Annotated in this window: 26 protein-coding genes; 10 read left to right on the forward strand and 16 right to left on the reverse strand. The window is 63.1% G+C overall.

Annotated features, from left to right (window positions below):
- Window positions 1-44: 44 nt before the first annotated feature.
- Window positions 45-668: a hypothetical protein gene (locus V1479_RS13915; protein ID WP_368803412.1), complete on the reverse strand. Its 624-nt coding sequence runs from the start codon at window positions 666-668 to the stop codon at window positions 45-47.
- Between the two features lie 181 nt (window positions 669-849).
- Here V1479_RS13915 and V1479_RS13920 point away from each other — a divergent pair, with 181 nt between their 5' ends.
- Entirely contained in the window at window positions 850-1,599 is a 750-nt protein-coding gene (locus V1479_RS13920; RefSeq protein WP_368803413.1) for a YebC/PmpR family DNA-binding transcriptional regulator, read from the forward strand.
- The gene (locus V1479_RS13925) at window positions 1,596-1,898 is read left to right on the forward strand and encodes an Rdx family protein (RefSeq protein ID WP_173194617.1); all 303 of its coding nucleotides are present in this window, start codon (window positions 1,596-1,598) and stop codon (window positions 1,896-1,898) included. Before V1479_RS13920 ends, V1479_RS13925 begins: the two co-directional genes overlap by 4 nt.
- 137 nt (window positions 1,899-2,035) lie before the next feature.
- Here V1479_RS13925 and rpmE read toward each other — a convergent pair whose 3' ends face one another.
- Complete coding sequence (rpmE, locus tag V1479_RS13930; RefSeq protein ID WP_173194616.1) at window positions 2,036-2,257, reverse strand: 50S ribosomal protein L31; 222 nt, start codon at window positions 2,255-2,257, stop codon at window positions 2,036-2,038.
- A 196-nt stretch (window positions 2,258-2,453) separates the two neighbouring features.
- Between rpmE and V1479_RS13935 the strand changes: the two genes are divergently transcribed.
- Window positions 2,454-4,256 (forward strand): ABC transporter transmembrane domain-containing protein, encoded by a 1,803-nt coding sequence (locus V1479_RS13935; RefSeq protein ID WP_368803414.1) that lies wholly within the window; start codon window positions 2,454-2,456, stop codon window positions 4,254-4,256.
- A 48-nt stretch (window positions 4,257-4,304) separates the two neighbouring features.
- Here the strand turns inward: V1479_RS13935 and V1479_RS13940 are convergent, their stop codons facing one another.
- The 5 genes from V1479_RS13940 to V1479_RS13960 form a co-directional block, all read right to left on the reverse strand.
- The gene (locus tag V1479_RS13940) at window positions 4,305-5,453 is read right to left on the reverse strand and encodes an amidohydrolase (RefSeq protein WP_173194615.1); all 1,149 of its coding nucleotides are present in this window, start codon (window positions 5,451-5,453) and stop codon (window positions 4,305-4,307) included.
- A 26-nt stretch (window positions 5,454-5,479) separates the two neighbouring features.
- Complete coding sequence (locus V1479_RS13945) at window positions 5,480-7,138, reverse strand: FAD-binding dehydrogenase (RefSeq protein ID WP_368803415.1); 1,659 nt, start codon at window positions 7,136-7,138, stop codon at window positions 5,480-5,482.
- A 146-nt stretch (window positions 7,139-7,284) separates the two neighbouring features.
- Window positions 7,285-7,677: a hypothetical protein gene (locus V1479_RS13950; protein WP_368803417.1), complete on the reverse strand. Its 393-nt coding sequence runs from the start codon at window positions 7,675-7,677 to the stop codon at window positions 7,285-7,287.
- Window positions 7,678-7,937: 260 nt separating this feature from the next.
- A complete protein-coding gene (locus V1479_RS13955) occupies window positions 7,938-9,422 on the reverse strand; it encodes a carboxypeptidase M32 (protein ID WP_368803418.1) in 1,485 nt (494 codons plus the stop codon).
- A gap of 78 nt (window positions 9,423-9,500) precedes the next feature.
- Window positions 9,501-10,862: an aminotransferase-like domain-containing protein gene (locus tag V1479_RS13960; protein ID WP_368803647.1), complete on the reverse strand. Its 1,362-nt coding sequence runs from the start codon at window positions 10,860-10,862 to the stop codon at window positions 9,501-9,503.
- 151 nt (window positions 10,863-11,013) lie between these two features.
- Between V1479_RS13960 and V1479_RS13965 the strand changes: the two genes are divergently transcribed.
- Together V1479_RS13965 and V1479_RS13970 are read left to right on the forward strand one after the other, a co-directional pair.
- Window positions 11,014-11,874, forward strand: a complete 861-nt coding sequence (locus V1479_RS13965; RefSeq protein ID WP_368803419.1) for a DMT family transporter — start codon at window positions 11,014-11,016, stop codon at window positions 11,872-11,874.
- A gap of 85 nt (window positions 11,875-11,959) precedes the next feature.
- Entirely contained in the window at window positions 11,960-12,313 is a 354-nt protein-coding gene (locus V1479_RS13970) for a DUF1304 domain-containing protein (RefSeq protein WP_368803420.1), read from the forward strand.
- Here V1479_RS13970 and V1479_RS13975 read toward each other — a convergent pair.
- The 8 genes from V1479_RS13975 to V1479_RS14010 form a co-directional block, all read right to left on the reverse strand.
- On the reverse strand, window positions 12,310-13,338 hold the full coding sequence (locus tag V1479_RS13975) for a peptidoglycan -binding protein (RefSeq protein ID WP_173194610.1): 1,029 nt from the start codon (window positions 13,336-13,338) through the stop codon (window positions 12,310-12,312). The genes V1479_RS13970 and V1479_RS13975 overlap by 4 nt on opposite strands.
- A gap of 1 nt (window position 13,339) precedes the next feature.
- On the reverse strand, window positions 13,340-14,365 hold the full coding sequence (locus V1479_RS13980) for a MotA/TolQ/ExbB proton channel family protein (RefSeq protein ID WP_173194609.1): 1,026 nt from the start codon (window positions 14,363-14,365) through the stop codon (window positions 13,340-13,342).
- 96 nt (window positions 14,366-14,461) lie between these two features.
- Window positions 14,462-15,316, reverse strand: a complete 855-nt coding sequence (locus tag V1479_RS13985; RefSeq protein WP_368803422.1) for a GNAT family N-acetyltransferase — start codon at window positions 15,314-15,316, stop codon at window positions 14,462-14,464.
- A 25-nt stretch (window positions 15,317-15,341) separates the two neighbouring features.
- Window positions 15,342-16,133, reverse strand: a complete 792-nt coding sequence (locus tag V1479_RS13990) for an inositol monophosphatase family protein (protein WP_173194607.1) — start codon at window positions 16,131-16,133, stop codon at window positions 15,342-15,344.
- Between the two features lie 31 nt (window positions 16,134-16,164).
- On the reverse strand, window positions 16,165-16,728 hold the full coding sequence (gene efp / locus V1479_RS13995; protein WP_173194606.1) for an elongation factor P: 564 nt from the start codon (window positions 16,726-16,728) through the stop codon (window positions 16,165-16,167).
- A 119-nt stretch (window positions 16,729-16,847) separates the two neighbouring features.
- Window positions 16,848-17,810, reverse strand: a complete 963-nt coding sequence (locus tag V1479_RS14000) for a tetratricopeptide repeat protein (RefSeq protein ID WP_368803423.1) — start codon at window positions 17,808-17,810, stop codon at window positions 16,848-16,850.
- 3 nt (window positions 17,811-17,813) lie between these two features.
- Window positions 17,814-18,461: a thiamine phosphate synthase gene (locus V1479_RS14005; RefSeq protein ID WP_368803424.1), complete on the reverse strand. Its 648-nt coding sequence runs from the start codon at window positions 18,459-18,461 to the stop codon at window positions 17,814-17,816.
- Between the two features lie 91 nt (window positions 18,462-18,552).
- Window positions 18,553-19,179, reverse strand: a complete 627-nt coding sequence (locus V1479_RS14010; protein ID WP_173194604.1) for a TetR/AcrR family transcriptional regulator — start codon at window positions 19,177-19,179, stop codon at window positions 18,553-18,555.
- A gap of 158 nt (window positions 19,180-19,337) precedes the next feature.
- Here V1479_RS14010 and V1479_RS14015 point away from each other — a divergent pair, with 158 nt between their 5' ends.
- From V1479_RS14015 to V1479_RS14035, 5 genes are all read left to right on the forward strand, one after another.
- A complete protein-coding gene (locus V1479_RS14015) occupies window positions 19,338-20,489 on the forward strand; it encodes a parallel beta-helix domain-containing protein (RefSeq protein ID WP_368803425.1) in 1,152 nt (383 codons plus the stop codon).
- Between the two features lie 14 nt (window positions 20,490-20,503).
- Complete coding sequence (locus tag V1479_RS14020; RefSeq protein ID WP_368803426.1) at window positions 20,504-21,568, forward strand: SO2930 family diheme c-type cytochrome; 1,065 nt, start codon at window positions 20,504-20,506, stop codon at window positions 21,566-21,568.
- Between the two features lie 272 nt (window positions 21,569-21,840).
- Entirely contained in the window at window positions 21,841-23,196 is a 1,356-nt protein-coding gene (glmM, locus tag V1479_RS14025) for a phosphoglucosamine mutase (protein ID WP_368803427.1), read from the forward strand.
- 189 nt (window positions 23,197-23,385) lie between these two features.
- Window positions 23,386-24,183, forward strand: a complete 798-nt coding sequence (locus V1479_RS14030; RefSeq protein WP_368803428.1) for an outer membrane protein — start codon at window positions 23,386-23,388, stop codon at window positions 24,181-24,183.
- Between the two features lie 188 nt (window positions 24,184-24,371).
- A complete protein-coding gene (locus V1479_RS14035) occupies window positions 24,372-25,070 on the forward strand; it encodes an outer membrane protein (protein ID WP_368803429.1) in 699 nt (232 codons plus the stop codon).
- 69 nt (window positions 25,071-25,139) lie between these two features.
- On the opposite strand, the gene V1479_RS14040 is transcribed toward V1479_RS14035, so the two are convergent.
- Window positions 25,140-25,964: a hypothetical protein gene (locus V1479_RS14040; RefSeq protein ID WP_368803430.1), complete on the reverse strand. Its 825-nt coding sequence runs from the start codon at window positions 25,962-25,964 to the stop codon at window positions 25,140-25,142.
- Window positions 25,965-26,152: the final 188 nt, after the last annotated feature.

A 26,152-nucleotide genomic window follows, 5' to 3' on the forward strand; every position in this document is an offset into this window, starting at 1 on the left:
TAAGCCAAACTTCCGATACCCGGCTTCACGTTTGTGCGAGCCCGCTACGGGGTCTGCGCGGTGGCCTGCTCCTTGACTGGCAGATGGCGGGCCTTGTAGCCGAGCGTGAGTGCAAGGGTTGCGCCAAGGCCAATCGTCGCGCGCTGCAGGGCTTGCGACTGCCCCGCAAGCCAGGTCGGGTCCAGCAGCGTCTCCCTCACCGTTAGCGCCGATTGCAGACGGTCGGTAAAGTTGCACGCCCGATCGGTCCTGCCCTGCTGCCCGAGCGCCACCAGCGTTTCGAAAAAATGCTGCGCGCGCTGCAGATTGTGCAGGTCCGGCTGGGGTGTCGTCACCGTCTGGCGCACATGCATTTCGCCGCTCCCCACATTGCGCGGATGAACGTGAACCGTGTTGCATGGGACATCGAAACTGTGGGGAGCGTCGGCGCGGTGTTCGCTATCGCCGATCCAGTATACGGCGCTGCCGGCAATGAGGTCGAAGCGTTCCGAAGCGAAGTCCGCCGGACCGGCGTGATAATGGCGCGTGTTCGGCAGCGTTTCTCCCGGGCCTGCAAACCAGTCCATGACCAGCCTGACGCCGCCATTGTCCTTTGGCAGCTCTGTGAACACGAGCCGCGTGTTGTTCACCGGATTGAAGTAGCTGTCCCCTTGCTCGGTCGTCATCACAAGCCTCCACGTGCCCCGACAAGCAGTTTCGGGCTCGAAACTGCGCGCGGCAAGGAGAATCTGCGTCGACATACGGTTGCTGCGCCTATCCGGCACCCGGCTTTTTCTGGACGTTCGGCGGGCTTTTCACTATAAGGCGCGCCATTCAACGACATTGCGAAGAAGTCCGCATAGGGGTGTTATGGCAGGTCATTCACAGTTCAAGAACATCATGCATCGCAAGGGCCGGCAGGACGCGGTCCGCTCGAAGATGTTTTCCAAGCTCGCGCGCGAAATCACCGTCGCAGCCAAGATGGGGGCACCCGACCCCGACATGAACCCGCGACTGCGCCTTGCCGTGCAGAACGCGAAGGCGCAGTCGATGCCCAAGGACAACATTCAGCGCGCCATCAACAAGGCGTCCGGCGGCGATGCGGAGAATTACGACGAAGTGCGCTACGAGGGCTACGGTCCCGGCGGCGTTGCCGTGATCGTCGAAGCCCTGACCGACAACCGCAATCGTTCCGCATCCAACGTGCGTGCCGCCTTCACCAAGGCTGGCGGGGCGATGGGCGAGACGGGCTCGGTCTCCTTCATGTTCGACCGGGTCGGTGAGATTGTCTACGGCGCGGCTGCTGGCGATGCGGACACGGTGATGGAAGCTGCGATCGAGGCCGGTGCGGACGACGTGCAGTCGGACGAGAACGGCCACGTCATCATCTGCGCCTTTGAGGACATCGGCGACGTGACCTCGGCGCTGGAGGCTTCGCTGGGCGAAGCGGAATCGGTCAAGACGATCTGGAAACCGCAGACCTCCACGCCGGTTGACGAGGACCGCGCCCAATCGATCCTCAAGCTGATCGCGACGCTGGAAGACGACGACGACGTGCAGAACGTTTATGCCAATTTCGAGGTCGACGACGAGACGCTGGCCAAGCTGAGCGCGGCATGACGGTCGGCTCGGGCGGGGCACCGCGTCCGCGCATCACGATCACCTACTGCACGCAGTGCCAGTGGCTGCTGCGTGCAGCCTGGATGGCGCAGGAACTGCTCTCGACCTTCGGCGCGGACATCGCCGAGGTGGCGCTTGTGCCCGGCACCGGCGGTGCGTACGAGATCGCGCTCGACGGCGAGCTGATATGGGAGCGCAAGCGCGACGGCGGCTTTCCGGAAGCCAAGGTGTTGAAGCAGCTCGTGCGCGACCGTGTATGGCCGGAGCGTGACCTCGGTCATTCCGACCGGAAGGATTGAGGGCTCAATTGGCCCGGCAACACGTCGCGGCGCTTGTCCTGGTTTGACCCTGTGTTCTGGCTCCAATCCTGACATGCGGCCAAGAAAAAACCCGCCTTTCGGCGGGTTTTTCACTTCTGCTTGATCTGACGCAAGGCTCAGATGCCGAGGCCTTCGTAGCGCTTCTTGAACTTGGACAGGCGGCCGCCGCGGTCGAGCAGCGTCTGCTGGCCACCGGTCCAGGCCGGGTGCGTGGTCGGGTCGATGTCGAGGTTCATCGTGTCCCCTTCCTTGCCCCAGGTCGAGCGGGTCGTGTATTCGGTGCCATCGGTCATGACGACCTTGATGGTGTGGTAGTCTGGATGGATATCGGCTTTCATCGGTGTCGTCCTGGCTTTCGGGGCTGTCGCGCGGCGCTACGCTGCGGCGATGCGCCCACTATCAAAACCTGAAGCCGCAGCTATGGAAAGGCCGCGGCTCCAAAAACGGTCGGGCTGGCCTATACATGAGCCGGCGGAAAACCACAAGGCCGACTGGCCGGCAAAATCGCCGCGGGACGGCGACAGGAAAGGGCTGATGGCGGATCTGATACCAGAACGGGGAGGGCGCGACCGTTCTCTGCAACCGCTTCGGCGGCTTTTTCCCTACATCCTGCCCTATCGCCGGCTGGTCGTCGGTGCGGTCATATCGCTGTTTGCCGCCGCATTGACGACATTAACCTTGCCGATCGCCGTGCGGCGCATGATCGACTTCGGTTTCAGCGATTCCGATTCCGCCCTGATCGCCAATTACTTTTCCATGCTGGCGGTGCTGGCCGGGATTCTGGCGCTGGCGTCGGCCGCCCGATACTACTTCGTCATCACCTTGGGCGAGCGGGTGGTCTCCGATATCCGCCGCGGCGTCTTCGCGCATGTGACGCGCCTGTCGCCCGGTTTTTTTGACACGGTGCAGTCGGGCGAGATCGTCTCGCGGCTGACGGCCGACACCACCCAGATCAAGTCCGCCGTGGGAGCGACCGCATCTGTCGCGCTGCGCAATCTCATCATGGGGCTCGGCGCGCTCGCGATGATGGTCGTGACCAGTCCGAAGCTCTCGGGCCTCGTCATCGCCGCGATCCCCATCGTCGTTCTGCCGTTGGTCGCCTTCGGCCGCTCGGTGCGGCGCAAGTCGCGATTCGCGCAGGATACTCTGGCCGATGCCACTGCCTATGCGAGCGAGCAGATCGGCGCGGTGCGGACGCTGCAGGCGTTCACCAACGAAAGGCTCGTGACGGAACGGTTTTCGGCGGCGGTCGAGACTGCGTTTTCCGCGGCGCGGGCTTCGGTGTTCGCGCGCTCCTTCCTCACCTTCTTTGCCATCTTCACGATCTTCACCTCCGTGGTGGCGGTGCTTTGGATAGGCTCCTACGACGTGCTTTCAGGCGCAATCTCGCCGGGCACGCTGGGCCAGTTCCTGTTCTACGCCGTGCTGGCGGCCGGCGCTCTCGGCGCCTTGTCGGAAGTGTGGGGCGAACTCAGTCAGGCGGCGGGAGCCGCCGAACGGTTGACCGAACTGCTGGCAGAGGAACCGACGGTGACCGCGCCTTTGTCGCCTCTGTCGATGCCTGAACCCGCGCGCGGCGCGATCGAGTTCCGGGACGTGTGCTTCGCCTATCCGGTACGGCCGGGGCAGTCGGCGCTCCATGGGCTTTCCTTCAGCATCGCACCGGGGGAGACGGTGGCGATCGTCGGCGCGTCGGGTGCGGGCAAAAGCACCGTGTTCTCGCTGCTGATGCGTTTCTACGATCCGCAATCCGGGGCGGTGCTTATTGATGGCGTGGACATCAGCGATGCAGACCCGGAAGCCGTACGCAGCCGTATCGCCATCGTGCCGCAGGACGTGACGATCTTTGCCGCGAGCGCTGCCGACAACATCGCCTTCGGGCGGCCGGGGGCGAGCCGCGCGGCGATTGAGGCGGCGGCCTGCGACGCTCATGCCGATACCTTCATCTCGAAGCTGGAGGATGGCTACGAGACCGCGCTCGGCGAACGCGGCGTGACCCTTTCCGGTGGCCAGCGGCAGCGGGTGGCAATCGCCCGCGCCATTTTGCGCGATGCGCCGATCCTGCTCTTGGACGAAGCGACTTCCGCGCTCGACGCCGAAAGCGAGACACTGGTGCAGACCGCGCTCGAGCGCCTGATGGAGGGGCGGACCACCATCGTTGTCGCGCACCGGTTGGCGACCGTGCTCAAGGCCGATCGCATCCTGGTGATGGATCAGGGGCGGATCGTCGAGGAGGGCACGCACCAGAGCCTGGTGGCGCGCGGCGGCACCTATGCGCGGCTGGCGCGGCTGCAGTTCGACCACGGTGCCGAGGCCTTCGGCAAGGCGGCCGAGTAAAGCTTGGGCCCATTTACGGCACCAGCTTGGGCGTGGTTATTTTTCTCTTCAGCCAAGCAATGACCGCGCCGTCCGCATGAAGATCCGCGAACCGATGGCGATCAGGTCATCAGGGAAGTCGTAGTCCGGGTTATGCAGTTCGGGAAGGTCGGTGCCGGCTCCAAGGAACAGCATCGCAGACTTCGACGTGTGCCCGAACAGGCCGAAATCCTCCGAGGCGCGCATCGGAAGCTGTTCCTCGTCGTGGGTGATACCTTCCGCGTCGAGTGCTGCGCGCAGGTGATCGACCGCCTCGGGTGCGTTCAGGCTGGCAACGAAAATCTCATGATAGTCGACGGCAAAGCGCAATCCGTCCTGCGCAGCGATTTCGCGCGCCAAACCTTCCGCGGCCGCGCAGAGATCGGCCATGCGCTCGTCGAGCCGCGTGCGCAGGGTGCACCACACCTCGGCACGGCCGGGCGCGATGCCGAAAACGGCTTCGCCCATTTCCGCATGCGTGACAGTGACCATGCCGAAATCGTCGTTCTCGAAACTGCCGCCGCCGAGTTTGGCCAGCGCTGGCATCAGCCGGCTGACGGCGAGCATCGGCGAGGTGCCGGTCTCGGGCATCGAGGAATGGGCCGTCTTGCCTTCCAGTACGATACGCATGCCACGCGAGGCGCAGTTGACGACGCCGGGCTTGAGACGGACGTGGCCGAACGGCGTGCCGGGCACATTGTGAAGCGAGAAGGCGAAGTCCGGTCGGATCGCCTCGTAGCGGGGATCGGCAACCACGCCGGCGGCACCGGCGCCGGTCTCCTCTGCCGGCTGGAACATCAACACCGCGCGGCCGCGCGCAGGGCGCTGCCGCCCAAGCTGGCGGCCGAGAGCGGCGAGGATGGTGGTGTGGCCGTCATGGCCGCACATGTGCGATTTGCCTGCAATCGTCGACCGGTGCGGCGCGTCGGAAAGCTCTTCGATGGGCAGTGCGTCGAGCTCGGAGCGGAACAACACGGTCGGACCAGGTAGCCCGCTGTCATAGACGGCAGCGACGCCGTGACCGCCGAGCCCGGTGAGCACCGTATCGGGCTGCGTATCGTCCAGGAACCCCACAACCCGGCGCGCCGTCTCGGCCTCCTCGCCGGAAATTTCCGGGAACCGGTGCAATTCGCGGCGGAACTCGACCAGATCGGCGATGTCCTGGTTGGTGAGGGTCATGATGTCTCCGTCTTTTTCGTGTCCGTTCAGGCGCTGGCGGCTGCGTGGCGACCGGCATTGCGGCCGGAGAAGATGCAGCCGCCGAGGAAGGTGCCTTCCAGCGCGTTGTAACCGTGATAACCGCCACCGCCGAAGCCCGCCACCTCTCCGGCCGCATAAAGGCCGGGCACCTTGGCGCCGGTGGCGTCAAGAACCTGTCCGTCGAGATTGGTGTGGAGCCCGCCCAGTGTCTTGCGGGTCAGGACGTGCAGGCGTACCGCGATCAATGGACCGTGGGCGGGGTCGAGGATGCGGTGCGGCTTGGCCGTGCGGATGAGCTTGTCACCGAGATAGGCGCGTGCTCCGCGAATGGCTGTTACCTGCGCATCCTTGGAGAACGGGTTCTCGATCTCGCGGTCGCGGGCCTGGATCTGCGCCGCGATCCGCTGAGGGTCGAGCAGGTTCTCGCCGGTCATCGTGTTCATCGCCGAGACGAGCTCGGGCAGGGTATCGCGGACGATGAAGTCGGCACCATGCTTCTTGAAGGCCTCGACCGGCGGCGGCGCGCCCGCGCCGCGACGGGTCTTGAGCACGTTCAGCCACTTGCCTGAGGTAAGGTCGGGGTTCTGCTCGGAACCCGACAGGGCGAACTCCTTCTTGATGATGCTCTGAGTGAGCACGAACCAGGAATAGTCGTAGCCGGTGGAAAGAACGCGTTTCAGCGTCGACAGTGTGTCGAACCCCGGCATGCAGGGCGCGGCGAGGCGGTCACCCAGTGCGTCGAACCACATGGACGATGGCCCCGGCAGGATACGGATGCCGTGGTCCGGCCAGATCGGCGCCCAGTTCTGCACGCCCTCTGTGTAATGCCACATGCGGTCGGCATTGATGAGCGCCGCCCCGGCGTCCTGAGCAATGGCGACCATGCGGCCGTCTACATGGTGCGGCACGCCGGCAACCATGGTTTTCGGTGCGGGTCCGAGGCGCTCGACAGGCCAGTTGGCGCGCACCAGGTCGAAATTGCCGCCGATGCCACCAGAGGTGACGATGACCTTTGGAGCGGAGAGTTCGAAGGCGCCGATCACGCCTCGCCCGGAGCGCCGGCCGCGTTCGGCGGTCGATGGTTCGAGCACTTCTCCGCCGATGCCTGTGACCGCACCATTGGTGGTGACGAGTCGGCTTGCCTGGTGGCGGTACCTGATCTTTATGCGGCCTGCCTGCTCATGTTCGCCGACGCGGCGGATGAAGGGCGCCAGCACGCCGGGGCCAGTGCCCCATGTAATGTGGAAACGCGGGACGGAGTTGCCGTGACCATCGGCCAGCGCGCCGCCGCGTTCGGCCCAGCCGACGACGGGAAACCAGCGCATGCCCATCGCGTGAAGCCAGGGGCGCATCTCGCCGGCGGCAAAATCGACATAGGCTTCGGCCGTGCAGCGTGGCCAGTAATCCTCCTCGCGATCGAACTGGGCGGAACCCATCCAGTCCTGCACGGCAAGTTCGCGACTGTCGCGGATGCGCATGCGGCGCTGCTCTGGGCTGTCGACAAAGAACAGGCCGCCCAACGACCAGAAAGCCTGGCCGCCCAGCGCATTGCTGCCTTCCTGCTCCAGGATGACGACCGAGCGACCGGCGTCGGCAAGCTCTGCGGCTGCGACAAGGCCGGCAAGTCCGCCGCCGATGACGATGGCGTCCGCCTCGTCGGCCATGATCCCCTCCCTAGGGTTTGTTTTCCGACGGCAAGATTGCCGTTGTTTGGAGCGGATGGTCAACGGGCGGCCAGAAGCAACGCACAAACTAAGAAGGCCGCCGAAAACGGCGGCCTTCTGGGCAATTCAACGGAGGTCAGACGGGATCAGCTACCGTTCTGGAGGCCGTGAATGGTCTGCTGGATGCCGCGAACCTGGCCGGAGAGCGCCTGATAGGAGGCGGCGCTCAGGTCGCCACCATTGGTGGCCTTCTCCTGGGCAGCGGCCTGCCTTACAGCGTCGATCTGCGCACGGACCTGGGACGCGCTGCCGGCGTCGACAGCGGTCGAGCGGTCACCGGCCTGCAGGTTGGTCTGAGCCGCAACCAGGGCTGCATCAAGCTGCCTTGCGTAGGAAGACTGCGCAGACGAGATCGAAGAGGTGTACATTGCATCCACGTTCGGGAGGCCACGCGTTGCGTCGTCCTCAGCAAAGGCACCTGCCAGGGGCACGGAAACCAGAAGCGCGGAAAGGGTGGTCTTGAGAGTAAGGTTACGCATTTTCTTTCGTCCATTCCTTGACCGACTGTTGGGAGCCAGTGGTCAGATCTTGGCCGTCTGAGCCTGCCTTGTCACAGCGTCCTTCCCAAAACGCCGCCGGCAGGTTCCGGCCACGACGAAGAATAGGTGTACCGTCTGGACGGTTCAAACTTACCTAACGTAAGCATAGGCGGTCAGAATTGATGAGACGGCTCACGAAACCTCGGAAATTCAATAACTTCGCGGCATGGTTGAATTTTTTTGAACGTGATTTTTTCTGTTCAGCCGCCATACCGGGCTTCGAGATGCCGGCGGAAATGGTCCGCGTTCAACGGTTCTCCGGTGGCGCGTTCGATCAATTCCGGCGTCGACCAGCGCGAACCCTGCGACCAGATACGCTCGCGTCGCCAATCGTTGACGCGATCGAAGCGCCCTTCGGCAAAGTCTGCCGATACGTCGGGATGCTCGCGCTCGATAGCCGTCCATTGCTGCGCGGCGATCATGGCGCCGAGCGTATAGGAGGGGAAATAGCCGAATGCGCCGGACGGCCAGTGGACATCCTGCATGGGGCCGTCGGCGGGATTGTCTATGGTGGAAAGGCCGAGATAAGCCTGCATGCGCGCATCCCAGGCTTCCGGTAGATCGGCAACCTCGAGGCGGCCGGCAACCAGATCCTGCTCCAGCTCGAAGCGCAGGATGACGTGCAGCGGATAGGTGACCTCGTCGGCATCGACACGGATCAGCCCGCGCTCGACCCGGTGCACGTGCGGCAGGATGTCGTCCAGCGACCAGTCCTCGCCAAGATGGCGCTCGACCATCGGCAGTGCCCAAGTCCAGAAGGCCGGATTGCGGCCGATCTGCTTTTCCACGAACAGGCTCTGGCTTTCGTGGATCGCCATGCCGCGCGCCTTGCCAAGCGGCCAATGTGCCCACTCGCGCGGCAGGCCCTGTTCGTAGAGCGCATGGCCCGTCTCGTGCAGCACGCCCATCAGCGCCGACAGGAATTCGGTCGTGCGGTAGCGCGTGGTGATGCGCACGTCCGTGGGCACGCCACCGCAGAATGGGTGGTGCGAGACCGAGAGGCTGCCATGCGTGACATCGAAGCCGACAGCGGCCATCAGCGCCAGCCCCAGCTCGCGCTGCCTGTCGACGGGATAGGTGCCGGAGAGCGCTTTCAGCGGTCGCTTGGCCAACCGCTTCTCTTGCACGTCGATGGCGCGCGGCACGAAGTCGACGAGGAACGTCTTCAGCTCTTCCAGAACCGGCCCGACATCGGCGACGCGGTTGCCCGGGTCGAATTGTTCCATCAGCGCGTCGTAGGGGTCTAGCTTCAACGCTTCGGCACGCAATTGCGCTTCCTCGCGCACGAGGTCGACCACACCTCCGAGCGCCGGCTGGAAGCCGGCCCAATCGTTGCGGGCACGCAGGTCGCGCCAGAGCTGCTCGCAGCGCATGCGGGTGCGCATCTGGCGTTCGACGAATTCCGGCGGCAGGCAGGTCAGGTTCAGATGCTGGCGCCTGAACTCGCGCAGTGCGGCCGCCTGATCCTCGTTGAGCGCCTCGTCTTGGGCCGCTTCGATCCAGTCGGCAATTTCCGGCGCCGTCGCCATGCGGTGATGCATGCCGGCCAGCGTGGCCATCGCCTCGGCGCGCGCCTCGCCACCGCCGACTGCCATCTGGGTGGCCTCGTCGGCGCCGAGGATGGCAAGGGCGTGGCCGAGGGCTTCGAGCCGATGGCCCAGTTCGTCGAGTTTCTGGAAGGACATGCGGATTTCCCAATTGCGATGATGGTGAAGGGGACACGAAGGCATAGCTGCTTGCAAGAGCCAGCAAAGCGCTGAAGTCTAGTCAGGGGTGGCGGCCAGCGCCCGTGCCAGCACTTCGAAGATTCGCGGCTCGCCCATTTGAGCCACGTTGAAGCGCATGTAACGGGAGGCGTTTTGCGAGACACTGAAGACATTGCCTGGGGCCAGCACCACGTCGTGATTCAGCGCGGCGTGCGCGACCTCGGCTGAATCGCACCCGACGGGCAGGCTGCACCACAGGTAGAAGCCGCCGCGCGGCATCATCCAGGGAGAAATGCCCAACCTTTCCAGCTTGTCCGCGACGTCGCGCCGGGCGCCGTTCAGCCGACGGCGTAGGCCGTCCAGATGCTTGCGGTAGCTGCCATCGCTGAGCGCTGCGAGCACCAGTTCGGCGGCAACGGGGCTGACGCCGCCGAAGCTGGTGGCAACCTGCAGATCGATCAAGGCCTCGATCCAGTCGGTGCGCGCGGCGATGTAGCCGCAGCGAATGGATGCGGAGAGCGTCTTGGAGAAGCTGCCGATGCGGATGACGGAGGACAAGCCGTCGAGTGCAGCGAGACGGGCCGAAGGCTCCGGTTCGAAATCCGCGAAGATGTCATCCTCGACGATCGTCATGCCGTGTTCTGCGGCAATCGTGAGGACGCGATGGGCGGCCTGCGGCGACAGCGTTGCCCCGGTGGGGTTATGCAGTGCCGAATTGGTGATGTAGAGCCGCGGCCGATGTTGCGCGACCACGTCCGCGAACCGCTCGATGTCCGGGCCGTTAGGCGTGTAGGGAACGCCGACAATTGTCGCCTGATGGGCGCGCAGAAGGGCCTGGAAATTGAAATAGCAGGGATCATCGACAAGCACGGTTTCGCCCGGCCTCACGAGAAAGCGGCAGATCAAGTCGATCGCCTGCGTTCCCGACCCCGTCAGCAGGATACCGTCTGGTCCTGCGTCAACACCTTCCGTGGCGAATTGCCTGGCCAGCAGGTGTCGCAAGGCCAAGGGGCCGCGCGTTGCGCCATAGTCCGAGAGAATTGCAGCGTCGGTTCTCGCTACCTTGCGCAAGGCGCGCCGGATAGCGTCGTTGGGCATCCAGTCGGCGGGCAGCCAGCCGCAGCCGGGCTTCGCGACCGCGGCGGCGGCATCCAGCGATTGGCGGGAAACCCAGAATGGATCCAGCGCCCGGTCGAGCTTCGGGCCGATTTCGGCCAGCGTCAGCGGCGGTGGTGCGCTGGCGACATAGAAGCCGGAACCCTGCCGGGCGCGGATAAGCCCCTCGGCGGCGAGGCGGTCATAGGCTTCGACAACCGTAGACGGCGACACCGCCATCGTGGCTGCAAAGGCGCGGATGGAGGGCAGGCGATCGCCGGTGCCGAGCGCCCGGCGCGCGACCCTGGCGCGGATCGCCTCCATCACCTCCTCGGTACGCGTCTGACGATCCTGCAAGATGCGATGCCTCGATTGTATTGTCGATCGATACCATACAGTTTTGCCGAATTGTATCGTACTGTCGCTGTCCGTGCCAGCCCTTGCCAGCTACGAACCCAGCTTTGCAGGAGGCATCATGAAAGCGGAAACGGCGGGGTGGGGCAGCGGGCTCCTGGGCGTGATCATCTTCAGCGGATCGCTGCCGGCGACGCGGGTTGCGATCGGCGGCTTCTCGCCACTGTTCCTGACGTCGGTGCGCGCGGTGATCGCTGCCTTGCTCGGAATGGTGCTACTCGTCGCGTTGCAGCAGAAGCGCCCGGCGCGAAGCGATCTGGGGTCACTTGCCGTCGTTGCGCTCGGCGTGGTGGTCGGCTTTCCACTGCTGACGGCACTGGCATTGCAGCATATCAACGCGGCGCGCTCGATCGTCTTTATCGGCCTGCTGCCGCTATGCACGGCAATATTCGGCGTGCTGCGGGGTGGTGAACGACCGAAGCCCGCTTTCTGGCTGTTTTCGATTGCCGGCAGCGCGCTGGTGGCCGGCTTTGCCTTGAGCGAGAGCGGCGACGGCTCGCTGACGGGTGATCTGCTGATGATCGGGGCCATCCTGCTTTGCGGGCTGGGTTACGCCGATGGCGCCACCCTGTCTCGCCGCCTGGGTGGCTGGCAGGTCATCTCCTGGGCCCTGCTGCTGTCGTTGCCGGTGATGGCCTTCCTTGCGCTGGCCACGTTGCCGGATACGCTTGCCGATGTGCAGATGCCGGCATGGATCGGGCTCGCCTACGTGTCGGTGTTCAGCATGCTGGTCGGCTTCGTGTTCTGGTATCGTGGGCTGGCGCTGGGCGGCATTTCCGGTGTCGGTCAACTGCAGTTGCTGCAACCGTTTTTCGGGCTCGCGCTGGCGGGTCTGTTGCTCGGCGAGCCGGTCGCCTGGAGCATGGTCGCGGTCACGGCTCTCGTGGTTCTCTGCGTGGCGGGAGCGAAGCGGTTCGCCTGAGCCTCGGCGCCAATGCAGCAAACCGCTTGCGTGCGGGACAGGATCGGTGCTGAAACTGCGGTGTCGAGGCAGAGAGGGAACCGCCATGATCGCCACCATCCTCATCGGGCTGGTCGCCCTGATCCACGTCTATATCGTCGTGCTGGAAATGGTGTTGTGGGACACGCCGCGCGGGCGCGCCGCCTTCGGCACGACGCCGGAGTTCTCCGCAGCGACAAAGGTGCTTGCTGCCAACCAGGGGCTCTATAACGGCTTTCTGGTGGCCGGGCTCGCGTGGGGGCTCTGGCTCGGCGAGGCGGGGTTCGGGGTAAAGGTATTCTTCCTGCTTTGCGTGCTGGTGGCGGGGCTCTACGGCGCTGCGACTGCCAGCATGAGGATACTCTACGTTCAGGCGGTGCCCGCAGCGCTGGCCCTTCTGGCGTTGTGGATCGGCATCTAGCGCTCGGTCAGCTTCAGCTCGATACGGCGATTGCGGTCGCGCGCTTCCTGCGTGTCGGCCGGGTCGAGCGGCTGGAATTCGCCGAAGCCGGCTGCGACCAGTCGCTCGGGCGGCACGCCGTTCTCGATCAGGAACTTCACGACGGATGTCGCGCGGGCGCTTGAGAGCTCCCAGTTGTCGCGATAGCGGCCCGTGCCCGATAGCGGGATGTTGTCGGTGTGGCCGTCGACGCGCAGTACCCAGTTGATTTCCGGCGGGATCTCGCGCTGCAGTTCGAGGATTGCTTCCGCCAGCTTCGCCATCTCCTCGCGGCCCGCGTCGTTGATCACTTCCGAACCGGAGGGGAACAACACCTCGGACTGGAAGACGAAGCGGTCGCCGACAACGCGGATGCCCTCGCGGTCGGACAGGATTTCACGCAGACGGCCGAAGAAGTCGGACCGATAGCGGTTCAATTCCTGGACGCGCTGGGCCAGCGCTACGTTGAGCCTGCGGCCAAGGTCAGCGATCTTGGTGTTGGATTCGCGATCACGCGCCTCCGAGACCTCCAGTGCGGCCTCGAGCGCGCCGATCTGGCTGCGCAATGCGGCTATCTGCTGGTTCAGCAGTTCGACCTGGCTGAGTGCGCGCTGGCTGAGCTGGCGCTCCTCGTCAAGCTCGCCCGAAAGCTGCGATGCGCGCTGCTCGGCTTCCGCACCGGCGCCTGCTCCAGTCGCCAAGAGCTGCTCGAGACGCGACCGCTCGCTTTCCGCTTGTGACAGCGAGGCACGCATGTTGGATAGCATGTCCTCGAGATCCTGCGAATTCGACTGTTCGAGGGCGAGAAGCTGGGTCAATTCATTGATTTGGGAGTTCAGCCGGGTGAGTACCGCATCCCGGCCGGTGATCTCCTGGCTGAGCAGGAACTGCGCCAGTACGAAGACCGACAGCAGGAACATGATGGCAAGCAGCAGCGACGACAGGGCATCGACGAAGCCCGGCCAGTAATCGACGCTGCGATTGTTGCGCCTGCGCGCCAGCGCCATCTCAACCCTTCTCCTGCTTGCGGATGGCGTCGGTGAGCTTGTCGAGCGTCACGCGCATTGCCTTCTGCTCGTTGGCTTGAGCCTCCACCCAGTCGCGCATCAATTGCTGCTCGGAACGCATGTTCTTAACCAGACCGCTGATACCATCGGCAAGGCTGGCCATGGAGGCTGCGATGCGGGGATTGGAGGTGCCATCGCCTTCCTGCATGGTGCGCAGACGCTCCGACAACGCCTTGAGTTCTTCCGACGTGTTTGCGGCATCCGTGCCGACGGCAAAGTCTGAGCCGACATCCGTAACCGACGACAGCCAGTTTTCCAGTTCCGTGTAGAAACGTGTCTGGGCGCGGCCTGCCTGAAGGTCGAGAAAGCCCAGCACCAGCGAGCCGGCAAGACCGAACAGCGAGGACGAGAACGCAGTGCCCATGCCGGAAAGCGGCGCCGAAAGGCCCGCCTTCAGCGTATCCAGCACATCGTTGACGTCGCCCGAGCCGGGATCGAGCGTCTGGATAGTGGTTCCGATCGCGCCGATGGTCTGCAGCAGGCCCCAGAAGGTGCCGAGCAGGCCGAGAAAAATCAGCAGACCGGTCAGGTAACGCGAGATGTCGCGGCTCTCGTCGAGGCGCGTGGCGATTGAATCGAGGATCGACCTCATGGAACTGGTCGACAACGTCATGGTGGACGAGCGTCCCAGTAGTGCCTTCATGGGGGCCAGCAATACAGGATCGCGCGCCTGCGTGCCGGCCCTGAAGGAATTGACCCAGCGAACCTCGCGCACAAGGCGGAACACCTGCCCGAAGACAAGCAGGATGCCGACCACCAGCACGCCGAGGATCAGACCGTTGAGGCCAGGATTGGTCTGGAAGGCGGTCGAAATCTGGCGGTAGAGAATGGCCGCGACGAAGCCCACGATGGCCAGGAATATGAGCATCGACAGCAGGAAGACCTGGGGGCTCGACAGGTTGCGCGGATCGTATTCCGCGCCCTCGCTGAGACCGTCGTCAGCTCCCAGGGTTCTGAGAAATGCCATTGGCGCGCCTCTGAATTGATTTCGGCATCAAAGTGATGGCGACTCTAAACGGAATTATGACTAAATTGAAAGGTGACGTGTTGGGTGCGTTGCGCATCATCGCGCCATTCTGAATTGGTAGTGCTCGAGCGGCGTGAAACCGAGCGCTTCTGCAAAGGCTTGATATCTCGCGGGAATGAGCTGCGGGACGCGGATCGGCCTTTCGCCGGCCAGCCCTTCGATAATGGAGAGAAGCGCGCGAGCGTGCCCTTGCCGTCTCGATCCACGCTGTACATGGATCATCCTGACCTCAATGGCGGTCTCTCGGGAAAAGTCGACGAGCGCGAGGGCGTCTCCGTTGCAGATCACCTGCCATGGCGCCTCAAGGCGGGCCAAGGTAACGGGTTGCAGTTGCCAGGGCAGGTCGTCGGTCTTTTCCTCGTGCATCAGTTCTACAAGGATGTCGGGCGAGGAAAGTTCCGGCGTAGCCGCGTCTAGCTGTGCGTTCGGCACCGGCTTCTCGAAGCCGATGAGCCTGTCGATGCAGGCGAAACCAAAACGTTCATAGAGCTTCACCGCTGGGTGGTTGTGCTCGAAAACCTCAAGCTCCATGCGGGCATCGCTCCGCGCCGTGCTCTCGTGCACGAGCCTGTCCAGAACCTGTGAGGCCATGCCCTTGCCGCGAAAGCCGGTGCTGACGCCGAAGGCGGCCAGACGCGACAGACGACCGCGCCGGGCGACCATGCCGATAGCCGCGACCTTGCCATCGACGAGCGCGATGCCGCTTGCCTGCATGTCGAGATCTTCGGCCGCGAAACGCGCTGCCATCTGCGGCGCGGTCATGCGTATGGGGATCAGGTAGCCATCGTAGCAGAGCCGGAAAGCTTCGGCGATTTCGTTCCAGCCGAGGCCGTCGAGCGGGCGCCAGTCGAGAGTGGCGTGCGGCGAGCGCGTTGTGTCATTCGCCGCCATTCAGCCATCCCCCGCTTCTGGTCGATCAGCTTTTCTGCTGGATCGTCTTCAGCAGTGCCTTGTGGATCGCCTCGTTGCCGGCGACGATGGTGCCGCTGTCGAACATCGCCTGTCCGCCGTCACGGTCGGAGCAAAAACCTCCCGCCTCGCGCACCATCAGAATGCCGGCGGCGAGGTCCCAGGGCGCCAGCCAGTTCTCCCAGAAGCCGTCCATGCGGCCGGCTGCGACATAGGCGAGGTCGAGCGCTGCCGAGCCGAGACGGCGGATGCCGGCCGTCTCGCCCATCACGTTCTTCAACTCGACGAGCGCGCGCCCGTGGTGACCCCGCCCGAGATGGGGGATGCCGGTGCCGACCACCGCGTCGGACAGCTTCGAGCGGGCCGCAACGCGCAGCCTGCGATCGTTCATGAATGCGCCGCCACCGCGCTCGGCGGTGTAGAGCTCGTCCATGGCCGGATTGTAGATGACGCCGGCGACGATCTGGCCCTGGCGCTCCAGTGCGATCGATATCGAGAAGATCGGAATGCCGTGCAGGAAGTTCGTGGTGCCGTCGAGCGGGTCCACGATCCAGCGATGCTGGTCGTCGTCGCCTTCGACCGCGCCGCGTTCCTCCATCAGGAAAGCATAGCCGGGCCGGGCCTTGGAAAGCTCGGCGTGGATGATCTCCTCGGCCTTGCGGTCGGCCTGGCTGACATAGTCGCCAGGCCCCTTGAGCGAGACCTGCAGGTTCTGCACCTCGCCGAAGTCGCGCGCGAGCGAGCGGCCGGCCTTCATGGCAGCCTGCACCATGACGTTGATGATCGCCGAACGCGCCATTTACAGTCTCCGAAGGTCAGGTGTCAGCCGCTCAGGCGCGGCTGATGTAGGTAATCTCGTTGGTGTCGATGATGATCTTCTCGCCGGACGAGATGAAGGGCGGGACCATGACGCGAATGCCGTTTTCCAGCACTGCCGGCTTGTAAGAGGACGCGGCCGTCTGGCCCTTCACCACAGGGTCGGCCTCGGTGATGGTCAGCGTCACCTGGTCGGGCAGGGAGATGCCGATCGGGCGCTCCTCGTGAAGCTCGACGGTCACCTTCATGCCGTCCTGCAGGAACGCCGCGCGCTCGCCGACGAATTCCTTGTCGAGTTCGAGCTGCTCGTAGCTCTCGTCGTCCATGAACACCAGCGCGTCGCCCTGTTCGTAGAGGAAGGTGAAGTCCTTCTGCTCGAGGCGGACCTTCTCGACGGTTTCCGCAGCGCGGAAGCGCTCGTTCAGCTTGGTGCCGTTGATGAGGTTCTTGAGTTCGACCTGGTTGTAGGCGCCGCCCTTGCCGGGCTTCACCGCGTTGGTCTTGACCGCCACCCACAGGCCGCCATCGTGCTCGATGACGTTGCCGGGACGGATTTCGTTGCCGTTGATCTTAGCCATTGTGTGGTTCCGGAATTTGTACGTGCCGCGCCGCAAGGGGCGCGCTTATCGGCGCTCCAAGACCACAAAACGGCCGGAGAGGCAAGAGAGCCGGCGCCGGCTTTCGCGAGAGCCTTCCGTCAGAGTACGGCGGCGCGCCTGCTGGCAAGCTGCATCTCATCTTCCGTGAGGCCGTTCAACTGGTCTTCCATGACCATGTCGACTAGGCCCGCCCGCCGCGCGCGCAGATACCATGCGGCGGCCGTCACCCGATCAGGTTCGACGCCGATGCCGGCGCGATAGAGCTTGGCGATACGGTTCTGGGCTGCGGGGTTACCGGCACGTGCCGCACGCAGCAGCCAGGCGAAACCGGCTTCCCGGTCGCGCTCGCCTCCAATCCCTTCCACCAGCCATGTGCCGAGCTGGATCTGCGCGGTATCGAAATTCTGCGCTGCCGCCAGTTCCAGCCATCGCCGCGCCTCGTTCATGTCGACCGGCTTGCCGCCGAAGCCCTGCTCGTAAATCTGCGCCATGGCGTACTGGGCATCGGCAAGGCCGGCCTCGGCGGCTTTCTCGTAATAGGCGGCGGCCGTCTTCATGCCTTCCGGCGACTGATCACGGCTGTTCGTCATCTGCGCGAAATTGAACTGAGCCAGCCTGTTGCCCGCGTCGGCAGCCTCCTTCAGAAGCGTATAGGCACGATCCGGATCGCCGATTTCCGCACCGCCGTCGAGCAGGATCATGGCGAGCTGGAAAACCGCCTCGGGCACCTTCTGCTCGGCAGCCTTCTCGTACCATTCCATCGCGGTCACGACATCCTGCCGGACGCCCAGCCCGCGCGAGTAGATCTCGGCAACGAGGGTCTGCGCTGCCGGATTGCCCTCGAGTGCGAGCGGCGTCGCCAGATTGAGTGCTGTCTTATAGAGCCCCCGCTGGAAGGCGCCGTAAGCGACGTCCGCCGGCCGCTCGGAAAAGCGGTCGGGATCGACTGCCTCCGGGGCTGGAGTCGTGACCCTGCCGCCATCCGGGCCGGTGGTTTCGGCCAGAGCGGGCATGATGACCATCGACAGGCCCGCAATCAGGATGAAGGCTGGCCTGCGCACAACTCAGCCCTCCAGCTGTGGAGCCTGCGCGTCCAACGCGGCGTTGACCGTGGCAACGCTCTCGGCGGGATCGCGGTCGCCGGAAAAGATCGCCTCGGACAGGGCTACGAATTCGACGCCGGTGGCTGCGACCGTCAATGCACTATCCAACTCCACGCCGCCGGCGACAATGCAGGGGACCTGCACCATCTCCGCCCACCATTGGCCGAGCTTCAGATTGCGCGGATGGGGCTCCGGTTTGTTGTCGTAGCCGAACCGGCCGAAGAAGAGATAGTCGGGCCGCGCCTCGCCAAGTTCCAGCGCATCGTCGCGATTTGTGGCACCGCCCGTACCGATCATCAGCTTAGCCTGATGCTTGGCGATGATTTCCTCAAGTTCGCGCCGGTCGGTCTCGACATGAAGGCCATCCGCGCCGGTGCGCATGGCGACACGGCTGCTCTCGCCGATCACCACGGCAACGCCGTGTTCCTGGGCTGCCGGCACAATGCGTTCTGCGTAAAGCTGGAACGCATCGTCATCCATTTCCCAGCCCGGCAGGATGAGGGATGCGACATCGCCCCCGTCGAGCGCAGCAATAAGCCGGCCTGCCTCAAGCTCGGGCGGCGCAATGAGCACTATACGGCAACGCGAGGGTGCTTCTGTCGGATTCATCGGATACCTGCGATTGCGCCTCAATGGCGGGCGATCATGGTTGGAATGCGGCATAGAACAACCCGGCCCGATTGAACAGGGGCGGTTCGAACTAGCGCTCCTCGACGATGCGCTCGACCATGAAAAGCAGATACGCCTCCGTCTCGGCACGCACCAGTGCCCGATCCGCCTGGGTTGGCGCTACGAGATAAAGGTCCACCATCGTGCCAAGTGCAGCACCCAGAAGCTGCATCTGGAGGGGATTCACTTCCGTGTCGCGCGAGAAACGCTCGAAGAATGGGGCCACAAGATCGGTAATGACACGGTCGCCGGTTGAAGTGCGATCAACCTCGATCGGACGCAGCAGACGCATCGTTGCAAGCAGCCCGGCATGCGCGGGCATAGCCTCCGCAGCTTCCAGGTAAACGCCAAGCAGATGCCGCGCCGCATCTTCGATCGGCGTCCCATCCTCCAGATCCTCGAGTGCTGCGTGGCATGTATCGATCAGCCTGGCGACCGTCGTGTCGTAGGCTGCCAGCAGCATCGCGTCGCGGTCGGCGAAGTAACGATAGATCGTGCCCACGGCCACGCCGGTGTCGCTGGCCACACGCGTCGTCGTGACCGCCTGCGTGCCTTCTTGGGCGACAATCGTCTCCACGGCCGAAAGCAGGCTTGCACGGGTCTCGATAGCCCTCTGCTGTCGTGGCCGCGCACCCTTCGGAGCGGTGTCTTCCTTCATATATGAATTCGTTTCATCTTTATTGACTTAATGCAATAGTACGATCATCGTGATGGTAAAGGGGAGGATGCGCCATGCGATTTGTCAAAGAATCTCTTGCGGCAACTGCGATACTGTCCTGTCTTACGTTCGCTTCATACGCTGCGGATCACCGCGTGATGCCGGGGCCGAACGCAAATGAAGAGCTCATTGAAGCGCTTATTCTGGCAGAACCGGGCGATACCGTGACCATTGCGGCGGGGCGTTATGATCTGGTCGATGGGTTATCGCTCGACGTCGACGAGGTGACGGTTCGCGGCGAAGGCGCCGACCGAACCGTGCTCTCATTCAAGGGGCAGGCCGGCGCTGGCGAGGGGCTGCTGGTAACATCTGACCGGGTTGTACTGGAGGACTTCGCTGTCGAGGACACCAAGGGCGACGGCGTCAAGTCGAAGGGCTCGGATCAGATCACATTTCGCAACCTGCGCGTCGAGTGGACCGGCGGACCAAAGCCCGAAAACGGTGCCTATGGGGTCTATCCCGTTTCCTCCAGCAACGTGCTGATCGAGGGCGTGACGGTTCGCGGCGCATCCGACGCCGGCATCTATGTCGGACAGAGCGAGGACATCATCGTTCGCAACTCGGTTGCCGAATACAATGTCGCGGGCATCGAGATCGAGAATTCCTACAGGGCCGATGTCTACGCAAACACCGCGCGCCACAACACAGGCGGCATCCTCATTTTCGACCTGCCGAACCTTCCAGTGCAGGGCGGGCACGACATTCGCGTCTTCGATAATGACGTCATGGACAACGATACGCCCAATTTCGCGCCCGAAGGCAACATCGTCGGGATCGTACCCAAGGGCATGGGCGTGATGGTGATGGCCAATCGCAACGTGCACGTCTTCGGCAACCGGTTCGACCGCAACGGCACGACCCATGTGCTGATCGCGGCCTACCCGAACGACTATGAAGACGACGCCTACATGTTCGTGCCGCGCGGCGTCTACGTGCACGGCAATACCTATGGCGAGGGCGGCGGCGAGCCGGATGGCGAAGTCGGCAAGATCATTTCCGACGTCTCCGGAACGCCGGTGCCGGACATCGTCTGGGACGGGGTGACGCGGATCCCGGAATATTTCTCATGGGTGTCGGCTGCGGACCGGATCTATATCGACGAAGCGGACGACACGACCTTCGCCAATCTCAAGATGATCTCGCAGATGCTGCTGCCGTGGGGCTGGTGGCCGGACAAGGACATTGCCGGCTACAAGGGCTCGCTGCCGGAGCCGGAGCCGGTGACGCTCCCGCAGGACAAGGGCGTGTAAGCGAAATGCGGCAATTGAGCCTTGCCGTCGAACGGCTGGGCGGCGCTGCGGTCGCATTCTTACTCTATTGCTGTGCCGCCGCCGCCGCTGCTCCTTCCGACACGGCGATCATGGCCGACAAACCGCCGAAGCTTTTGTCGGAATTCGGGTTTTTCTCGGATGCGCACGCGCAGGTGCCTACGGAAGGTGTCGTGCCGTTCGAGCCGCATACCGCGCTGTTTTCGGATGGCGCGCTGAAGTTTCGTTTCGTCTACGTACCGGAAGGCAAGGCTGCGCGCTATGTTGCCGACGAGGCGTTCGAGTTTCCGGTCGGATCGGCGTTGATCAAGAGCTTTGCCTTTCCGGCCGACTTCCGCAGCCCCGATGAAAAAGTCCGGCTTATCGAGACGCGGGTGATGTTGCGACACGAGGACGGCTGGCAGAGTTGGGCCTATCTCTGGAACGAGGAGCAGAGCGACGCGGAACTCAAGATTGCCGGCGCGAAGGTCGACGTCGCAACGATCGATGAAAGCGGGGAGCCCGTCTCATTCACTTATTCCGTGCCTAACAAGAACCAGTGCAAGGGCTGTCATCAGCTTGCCGGAGAAATCGTGCCGCTGGGGCCGAAGGCGCGCAATCTCAACTTCGAGTTCCAGTATGACGACGGCCCGGCGAACCAGCTCGAACACTGGAAAGAGGCGGGCCTGCTGGAGGGGTTGCCGGCTCCTATGACCGCGATTGACGCCGTGCCGGATTGGCGTGACGAGAGCGCAGATATCAATGCACGCGCAAGAGCATGGCTCGATGTGAATTGCGCGCATTGCCACCGCCGGGAGGGGCCTGCCAGCAATTCGGGGCTCTATCTAACCTGGGGTGAGGCGATCGGTCCGGCACTCGGCGTCCACAAGCGCCCCGTTGCAGCCGGGCAGGGCTCCGGCGGCAGGCTTTTCGACATAGAGCCGGGGGAGCCGGATGGCTCTATCCTGAACTTTCGCGTTGAGAGCACCGAACCAGGCATCATGATGCCGGAACTGGGCCGTGCGCGCGAGGATACCGCCGCGGCCGCGCTTCTGCGGGAGTGGGTCTCAAGCCTGCGCTAGCGCTACAAAGGCCCTGAGGCTTGGCCCGCGGTTGATGATACGGTCGTTGCTATAGCCTACGCTCTGCCACATTTGGGGAGCATGACGTCGCTTTCCAGCCAGCCAAATGGGGAATGCCGACTGGTGGTTGGCGTGTGGATACTGCATTTGCACGGGTTTACCACGTGCACAGCATTTCGTAACCGTTACTAATATATTGTGATACCTACGCGGTGAATTCTCGTGGCAGACCTTATTCGGGCGTAAGTAAGACTGGGGACTCTAGAGCAAGAATGACCAGGCAGTATTTCGGAACCGACGGTATCCGGGGGCGCGCAAACAGGCTTCCGATGACCGCCGAGGTGGCAATGCGTGTCGGCATGGCCGTCGGCATGTCTTTCCAGCGTGGAAGCCACCGCCACCGGGTCGTGCTGGGCAAGGACACGCGACTTTCAGGCTATATGATCGAAAACGCGATGGTTGCCGGGTTCTGCGCGGCGGGCATGGATGTGTTCCTGCTCGGCCCGATCCCGACGCCGGGCGTAGCCATGCTGGTGCGCTCGCTGCGTGCCGACATAGGCGTCATGATTTCCGCCTCGCACAACCCGTATTACGACAACGGCATCAAGCTGTTCGGACCCGACGGTTACAAGCTTTCCGACGAGATCGAGGCGCGCATAGAGCAGCTTCTGGATCGTGACGTCGACATTGCGCTGGCCGATGCGGATGCGCTGGGTCGCGCCAAGCGCGTCGACGGCGTGCATGATCGCTACATCGAGTTCGCCAAGCGGACGCTACCGCGGTCGATGTCGTTGTCGGGCCTGCGCATCGTCGTCGATTGCGCCAACGGCGCCGGCTACAAGGTCGCGCCCGCCGCCCTATGGGAACTGGGCGCGGAAGTGATCGCGATCAATTGCGAGCCGAACGGCCTGAACATCAACGAGGATTGTGGCTCCACGCATCCGCTGGGCCTGTCGAAGAAGGTTCACGAGGTGCGCGCCGATATCGGCATCGCGCTCGACGGCGATGCAGACCGTGTCGTGATCGTCGATGAGACCGGCGCCATCGTCGATGGCGACCAACTCATGGCCATGATTGCCGAAAGCTGGCATCGCAACGGCCGTCTGGCCGGCGGTGGCCTGGTGACGACCGTGATGTCCAATCTCGGCCTCGAGCGTTATATGGACGACCTCGGCCTTTCGCTTCACCGCACGAAGGTCGGCGATCGCTATGTGGTCGAGCATATGCGCGCTCACGGCTTCAATGTCGGCGGCGAACAGTCGGGCCATGTCATTCTGTCTGACTTCTCGACAACGGGTGACGGGCTGGTATCCGCGTTGCAGGTGCTGGCCTGCATCAAGCGCGCCGACAAACCGGTAAGCGAGGTTTGCCGTAAGTTCGAACCGGTACCGCAAGTGCTCAAGAACGTGCGTTTCAGGAGCGGCAGCGCTCCGCTGGAGGACAAGTCGGTCAAGGCCGCCATCGACGACGCCCGAGCCCGTCTGGGCGAAAAGGGCAGGCTGGTCATTCGGCCCTCGGGTACGGAGCCGCTGATCCGCGTGATGGCGGAAGCCGACGACAAGGTGCTTGTAGAACAGGTGGTCGACGACATCATCGGCGTCATTGCCGATGTCAAAAGCGCCGCCTGATTCATCGGCAATACGTGAAGTTTTCAAGGCCCGCGCGAGCGGGCCTTTTTGCATCGCCCGCTGGAAATTAGCCGGAACGTAGTTAATCCTCAGGGTTAATCAGCACTTAACCTTTACCCTGCATTATCCGTCTCGACTTAGCCGACGCCTTACGCGTCTGTCGTTGCCGAATCCTGGAGGGCGGACCTCATGCTGAAATACCTTATGCCTGCCGCGGCAGGAGCCGCATTGCTGGTCACCACGGCACTGCCTGCCGCTGCTGCCGATCTCTACGAGCCACCGGTCATCACCTACGAGCCGGAGCCCGTTCCGGTCTATGGTGGCTGGTATCTGCGCGGCCATCTCGGCATGTCCAACCAGCGCGTCAAAAGCCTCTACAACGTGCTGTTCGACGATATGGGACCGGACAACAACTTCGCGGTCGTCGACAAGAATTTCGAGTCCGGCCCGACCTTCGGCGTCGGCGCGGGTTACCAGATCAACGACTATCTGCGCCTTGACGGCATCGTCGAATATCGCGGCGAAGTTGGCTTCCATGGTCTCGACACCTGGGTCGACGATGACGGCAACAACCGCTTCAACAACTACACCGGCAAGAAGTCCGAATGGCTGCTCATGGCCAACGCCTATGCCGATCTTGGCGATTTCGGCGGGTTCGTGCCCTATGTCGGTGCCGGTATCGGTGCCAGCCGCGTCACCATCCATTCCTTCCGCGATGCGGGCATCGACCCGTCCGGTGCGCCGACGCTCGCTTACGCCGATGCGGCTTCGAAGTGGAACCTCGCCTGGGCCCTGCACGCAGGCGTCGGCTTCAAGGCTACGGACCGCATGACCATCGATCTTGGCTACAGCTTCGTCAATCTGGGTGACGGGCAGACGGGCGACATCGTCACGTATGATGGGCAGAACCTCATCGACAACCCGATGCACTTCCGCGACATCACCTCGCACGACTTCAAGCTCGGTGTGCGTTACGCGCTGAATTAATTCACGAGCAAAAAGACCTCCAAAGAAAAAGCCCGGTTTTTGCCGGGCTTTTTCTTTGCCGTCATTTTCGAGCAATCTGCGCGCTAACTCTCTGTTATCCTTAACCCCGGCTTAACCAAGATGGTTAAGAATGGCTCATGACAACACCAGCGGCCGCAGCGGGGGCCGCGCCCTGTGGAGTATGATTCATGAGCATCAGAAGCCGTCTCATCGCGTCCTGTGCCGCCTTTGCCGTACTTCCGGCCGCGCAGGGTCTTGCTGCCGACTACGATCCGCCGATCATCATCGAGCAGGCGCCGGAATGGGTGCCCGTCGAGATCGGCTCGGGCTGGTATCTGCGCGGCGACGTCAGCTACAATTTAGGCGATCCGGTCTACGACTTCGAATTGTTCGGCGAAACCACCTCGAACCGCCGTTTCGGTGGCGGCGTCGGTGTGGGTTATCACCTGACCGACAATTTCCGCGTTGACGCGACGCTGGCCTATCTCGGCAGTGACCGCTACCGCTACGATGACGGCTTTGATTTCGGCGAAGCATCCCACACGGCCTGGAGCGGTCTCGTGAACGGCTATTGGGACATCGCGACCGTGATGGGCGTGACGCCCTATGTCGGCGCCGGCGTCGGCGCGACCTACTCGAAGCATCATGTGAGCATCGATTCGCCGACGCTCGGCGTCTTCGACGAATGGTCGGACAGGCAAACGAACTTTGCCTATGCGTTGATGGCAGGTGCCAGCTACAAGGTCTCGCAGAACGCCTCCATCGATGTCGGATACCAGTTCCTGCACACGCCGGGGATGGAATATCTCGACACCGACACCTTCACGATTGCGGAAGGCGTCAAGCAGCACCAGATCAAGGTTGGCTTGCGTTACGATCTCTGGTAGTGAGCCGCTCATCTCAGGCAACCGCGGCGGGCTTCGGCCCGCCGTTTTGCGTTCTGGCTTCGTCGGATATCAGCGCGTTGCTGCTGCGACAGGTTCCGAAAGACCCGGCGTTTGACTTAGAAGTCGCTGGTAGATTTCATCAGCTTCATGGTTCCGTATGAAGTCATGTTCTTTCGCTGAAAGCGACAGTGCTTCGGGTGGCCTGAGGGCGAGCGAAGCAGCGCCCTTTTGCTCCAGTTCCTGGTAGACGTTGAAATTGCCGCCAACATAGTGCTGCTGCGATTCCCAGTATCGCAAAACGGATTCGACATTACCTTCGATTCCCAGAAGCTTCAGAAGTATGCGAAGCCGCTGCTCCGGTTGTGTCTGGAAGGCGTCGACATTCATGAAAATCTTGCCGCCTTCGGGGCGATATGTGTCTTCGACGAAATGTTTGTAAGCGGTCGCCCAACGGCGAGTTGCCTGCTGGATTGTATCTTGCCGCCAAGGCCTTTTGCGAATTGAAGACCAGAACTGGCGCGGCTCGCGGAACAGGATCAGAGCAGTATAGCGTTCTTTAGGGTCCAGCGCATTGACGAATGGTGTTTCTTTCTCGGACGAAACAAGCACGTTCGTCCCAAGGCGCGCGGCAACACGTTCGAACCAATCGACAGGGTCGCGCTGCAAGTCCATGCGAAATTCTTTCGTCCATACCTTGCAGGCGGATCCGCACAGCCGGCACTGCTCCATGCCCTCGTAATCGTTCCAGAGTTTGGGCGAAGCGTCTGCTTCTCCAAGACGTGGCACCAGCCAGTTTGATTCACCGACATTGGCGACGCCGGGAATCGCTCCCAAAATCAGGCCGATAAGCGTGCTGCCGGTAAAGGACGTGCCGCCGATGAAGATGTGCTTCACTGCCAAAGTCTACTCCTGACGGATGCTGTCGACCTATGGGATGTCCAAGGACAGCGCAACAGGCCCCGAGCGATATCTATGGTCCCAATGACGCAACCACTCAAGCCGTCCTGCCGCATGCATGCCCATTTGTAAATCATCGTGCGGCTACACATTTCATAGGTTTGCGAAACCTGGCTGACCCCGAA

Source organism: Neoaquamicrobium sediminum (assembly GCF_040970315.1).
Lineage (GTDB): Bacteria > Pseudomonadota > Alphaproteobacteria > Rhizobiales > Rhizobiaceae > Aerobium > Aerobium sediminum.

Excerpts from the sequence above, each read along its gene's own strand:
- V1479_RS13980 (WP_173194609.1), bottom strand. The coding sequence starts at position 14,365 with ATGGCATTTCTCAGAACCCTGGGAGCTGACGACGGTCTCAGCGAGGGC.
- V1479_RS13965 (WP_368803419.1), top strand. The coding sequence starts at position 11,014 with ATGAAAGCGGAAACGGCGGGGTGGGGCAGCGGGCTCCTGGGCGTGATC.
- V1479_RS13960 (WP_368803647.1), bottom strand. The coding sequence starts at position 10,862 with ATGGAGGCGATCCGCGCCAGGGTCGCGCGCCGGGCGCTCGGCACCGGC.
- efp (WP_173194606.1), bottom strand. The coding sequence starts at position 16,728 with ATGGCTAAGATCAACGGCAACGAAATCCGTCCCGGCAACGTCATCGAG.
- V1479_RS13925 (WP_173194617.1), top strand. The coding sequence starts at position 1,596 with ATGACGGTCGGCTCGGGCGGGGCACCGCGTCCGCGCATCACGATCACC.
- glmM (WP_368803427.1), top strand. The coding sequence starts at position 21,841 with ATGACCAGGCAGTATTTCGGAACCGACGGTATCCGGGGGCGCGCAAAC.
- V1479_RS13935 (WP_368803414.1), top strand. The coding sequence starts at position 2,454 with ATGGCGGATCTGATACCAGAACGGGGAGGGCGCGACCGTTCTCTGCAA.
- V1479_RS14015 (WP_368803425.1), top strand. The coding sequence starts at position 19,338 with ATGCCGGGGCCGAACGCAAATGAAGAGCTCATTGAAGCGCTTATTCTG.
- V1479_RS13940 (WP_173194615.1), bottom strand. The coding sequence starts at position 5,453 with ATGACCCTCACCAACCAGGACATCGCCGATCTGGTCGAGTTCCGCCGC.
- V1479_RS13945 (WP_368803415.1), bottom strand. The coding sequence starts at position 7,138 with ATGGCCGACGAGGCGGACGCCATCGTCATCGGCGGCGGACTTGCCGGC.
- V1479_RS13920 (WP_368803413.1), top strand. The coding sequence starts at position 850 with ATGGCAGGTCATTCACAGTTCAAGAACATCATGCATCGCAAGGGCCGG.
- V1479_RS13955 (WP_368803418.1), bottom strand. The coding sequence starts at position 9,422 with ATGTCCTTCCAGAAACTCGACGAACTGGGCCATCGGCTCGAAGCCCTC.
- V1479_RS13990 (WP_173194607.1), bottom strand. The coding sequence starts at position 16,133 with ATGGCGCGTTCGGCGATCATCAACGTCATGGTGCAGGCTGCCATGAAG.
- V1479_RS14035 (WP_368803429.1), top strand. The coding sequence starts at position 24,372 with ATGAGCATCAGAAGCCGTCTCATCGCGTCCTGTGCCGCCTTTGCCGTA.
- V1479_RS13985 (WP_368803422.1), bottom strand. The coding sequence starts at position 15,316 with ATGGCGGCGAATGACACAACGCGCTCGCCGCACGCCACTCTCGACTGG.
- V1479_RS14010 (WP_173194604.1), bottom strand. The coding sequence starts at position 19,179 with ATGAAGGAAGACACCGCTCCGAAGGGTGCGCGGCCACGACAGCAGAGG.
- rpmE (WP_173194616.1), bottom strand. The coding sequence starts at position 2,257 with ATGAAAGCCGATATCCATCCAGACTACCACACCATCAAGGTCGTCATG.
- V1479_RS13970 (WP_368803420.1), top strand. The coding sequence starts at position 11,960 with ATGATCGCCACCATCCTCATCGGGCTGGTCGCCCTGATCCACGTCTAT.
- V1479_RS14005 (WP_368803424.1), bottom strand. The coding sequence starts at position 18,461 with ATGAATCCGACAGAAGCACCCTCGCGTTGCCGTATAGTGCTCATTGCG.
- V1479_RS13975 (WP_173194610.1), bottom strand. The coding sequence starts at position 13,338 with ATGGCGCTGGCGCGCAGGCGCAACAATCGCAGCGTCGATTACTGGCCG.
- V1479_RS13950 (WP_368803417.1), bottom strand. The coding sequence starts at position 7,677 with ATGCGTAACCTTACTCTCAAGACCACCCTTTCCGCGCTTCTGGTTTCC.
- V1479_RS14030 (WP_368803428.1), top strand. The coding sequence starts at position 23,386 with ATGCTGAAATACCTTATGCCTGCCGCGGCAGGAGCCGCATTGCTGGTC.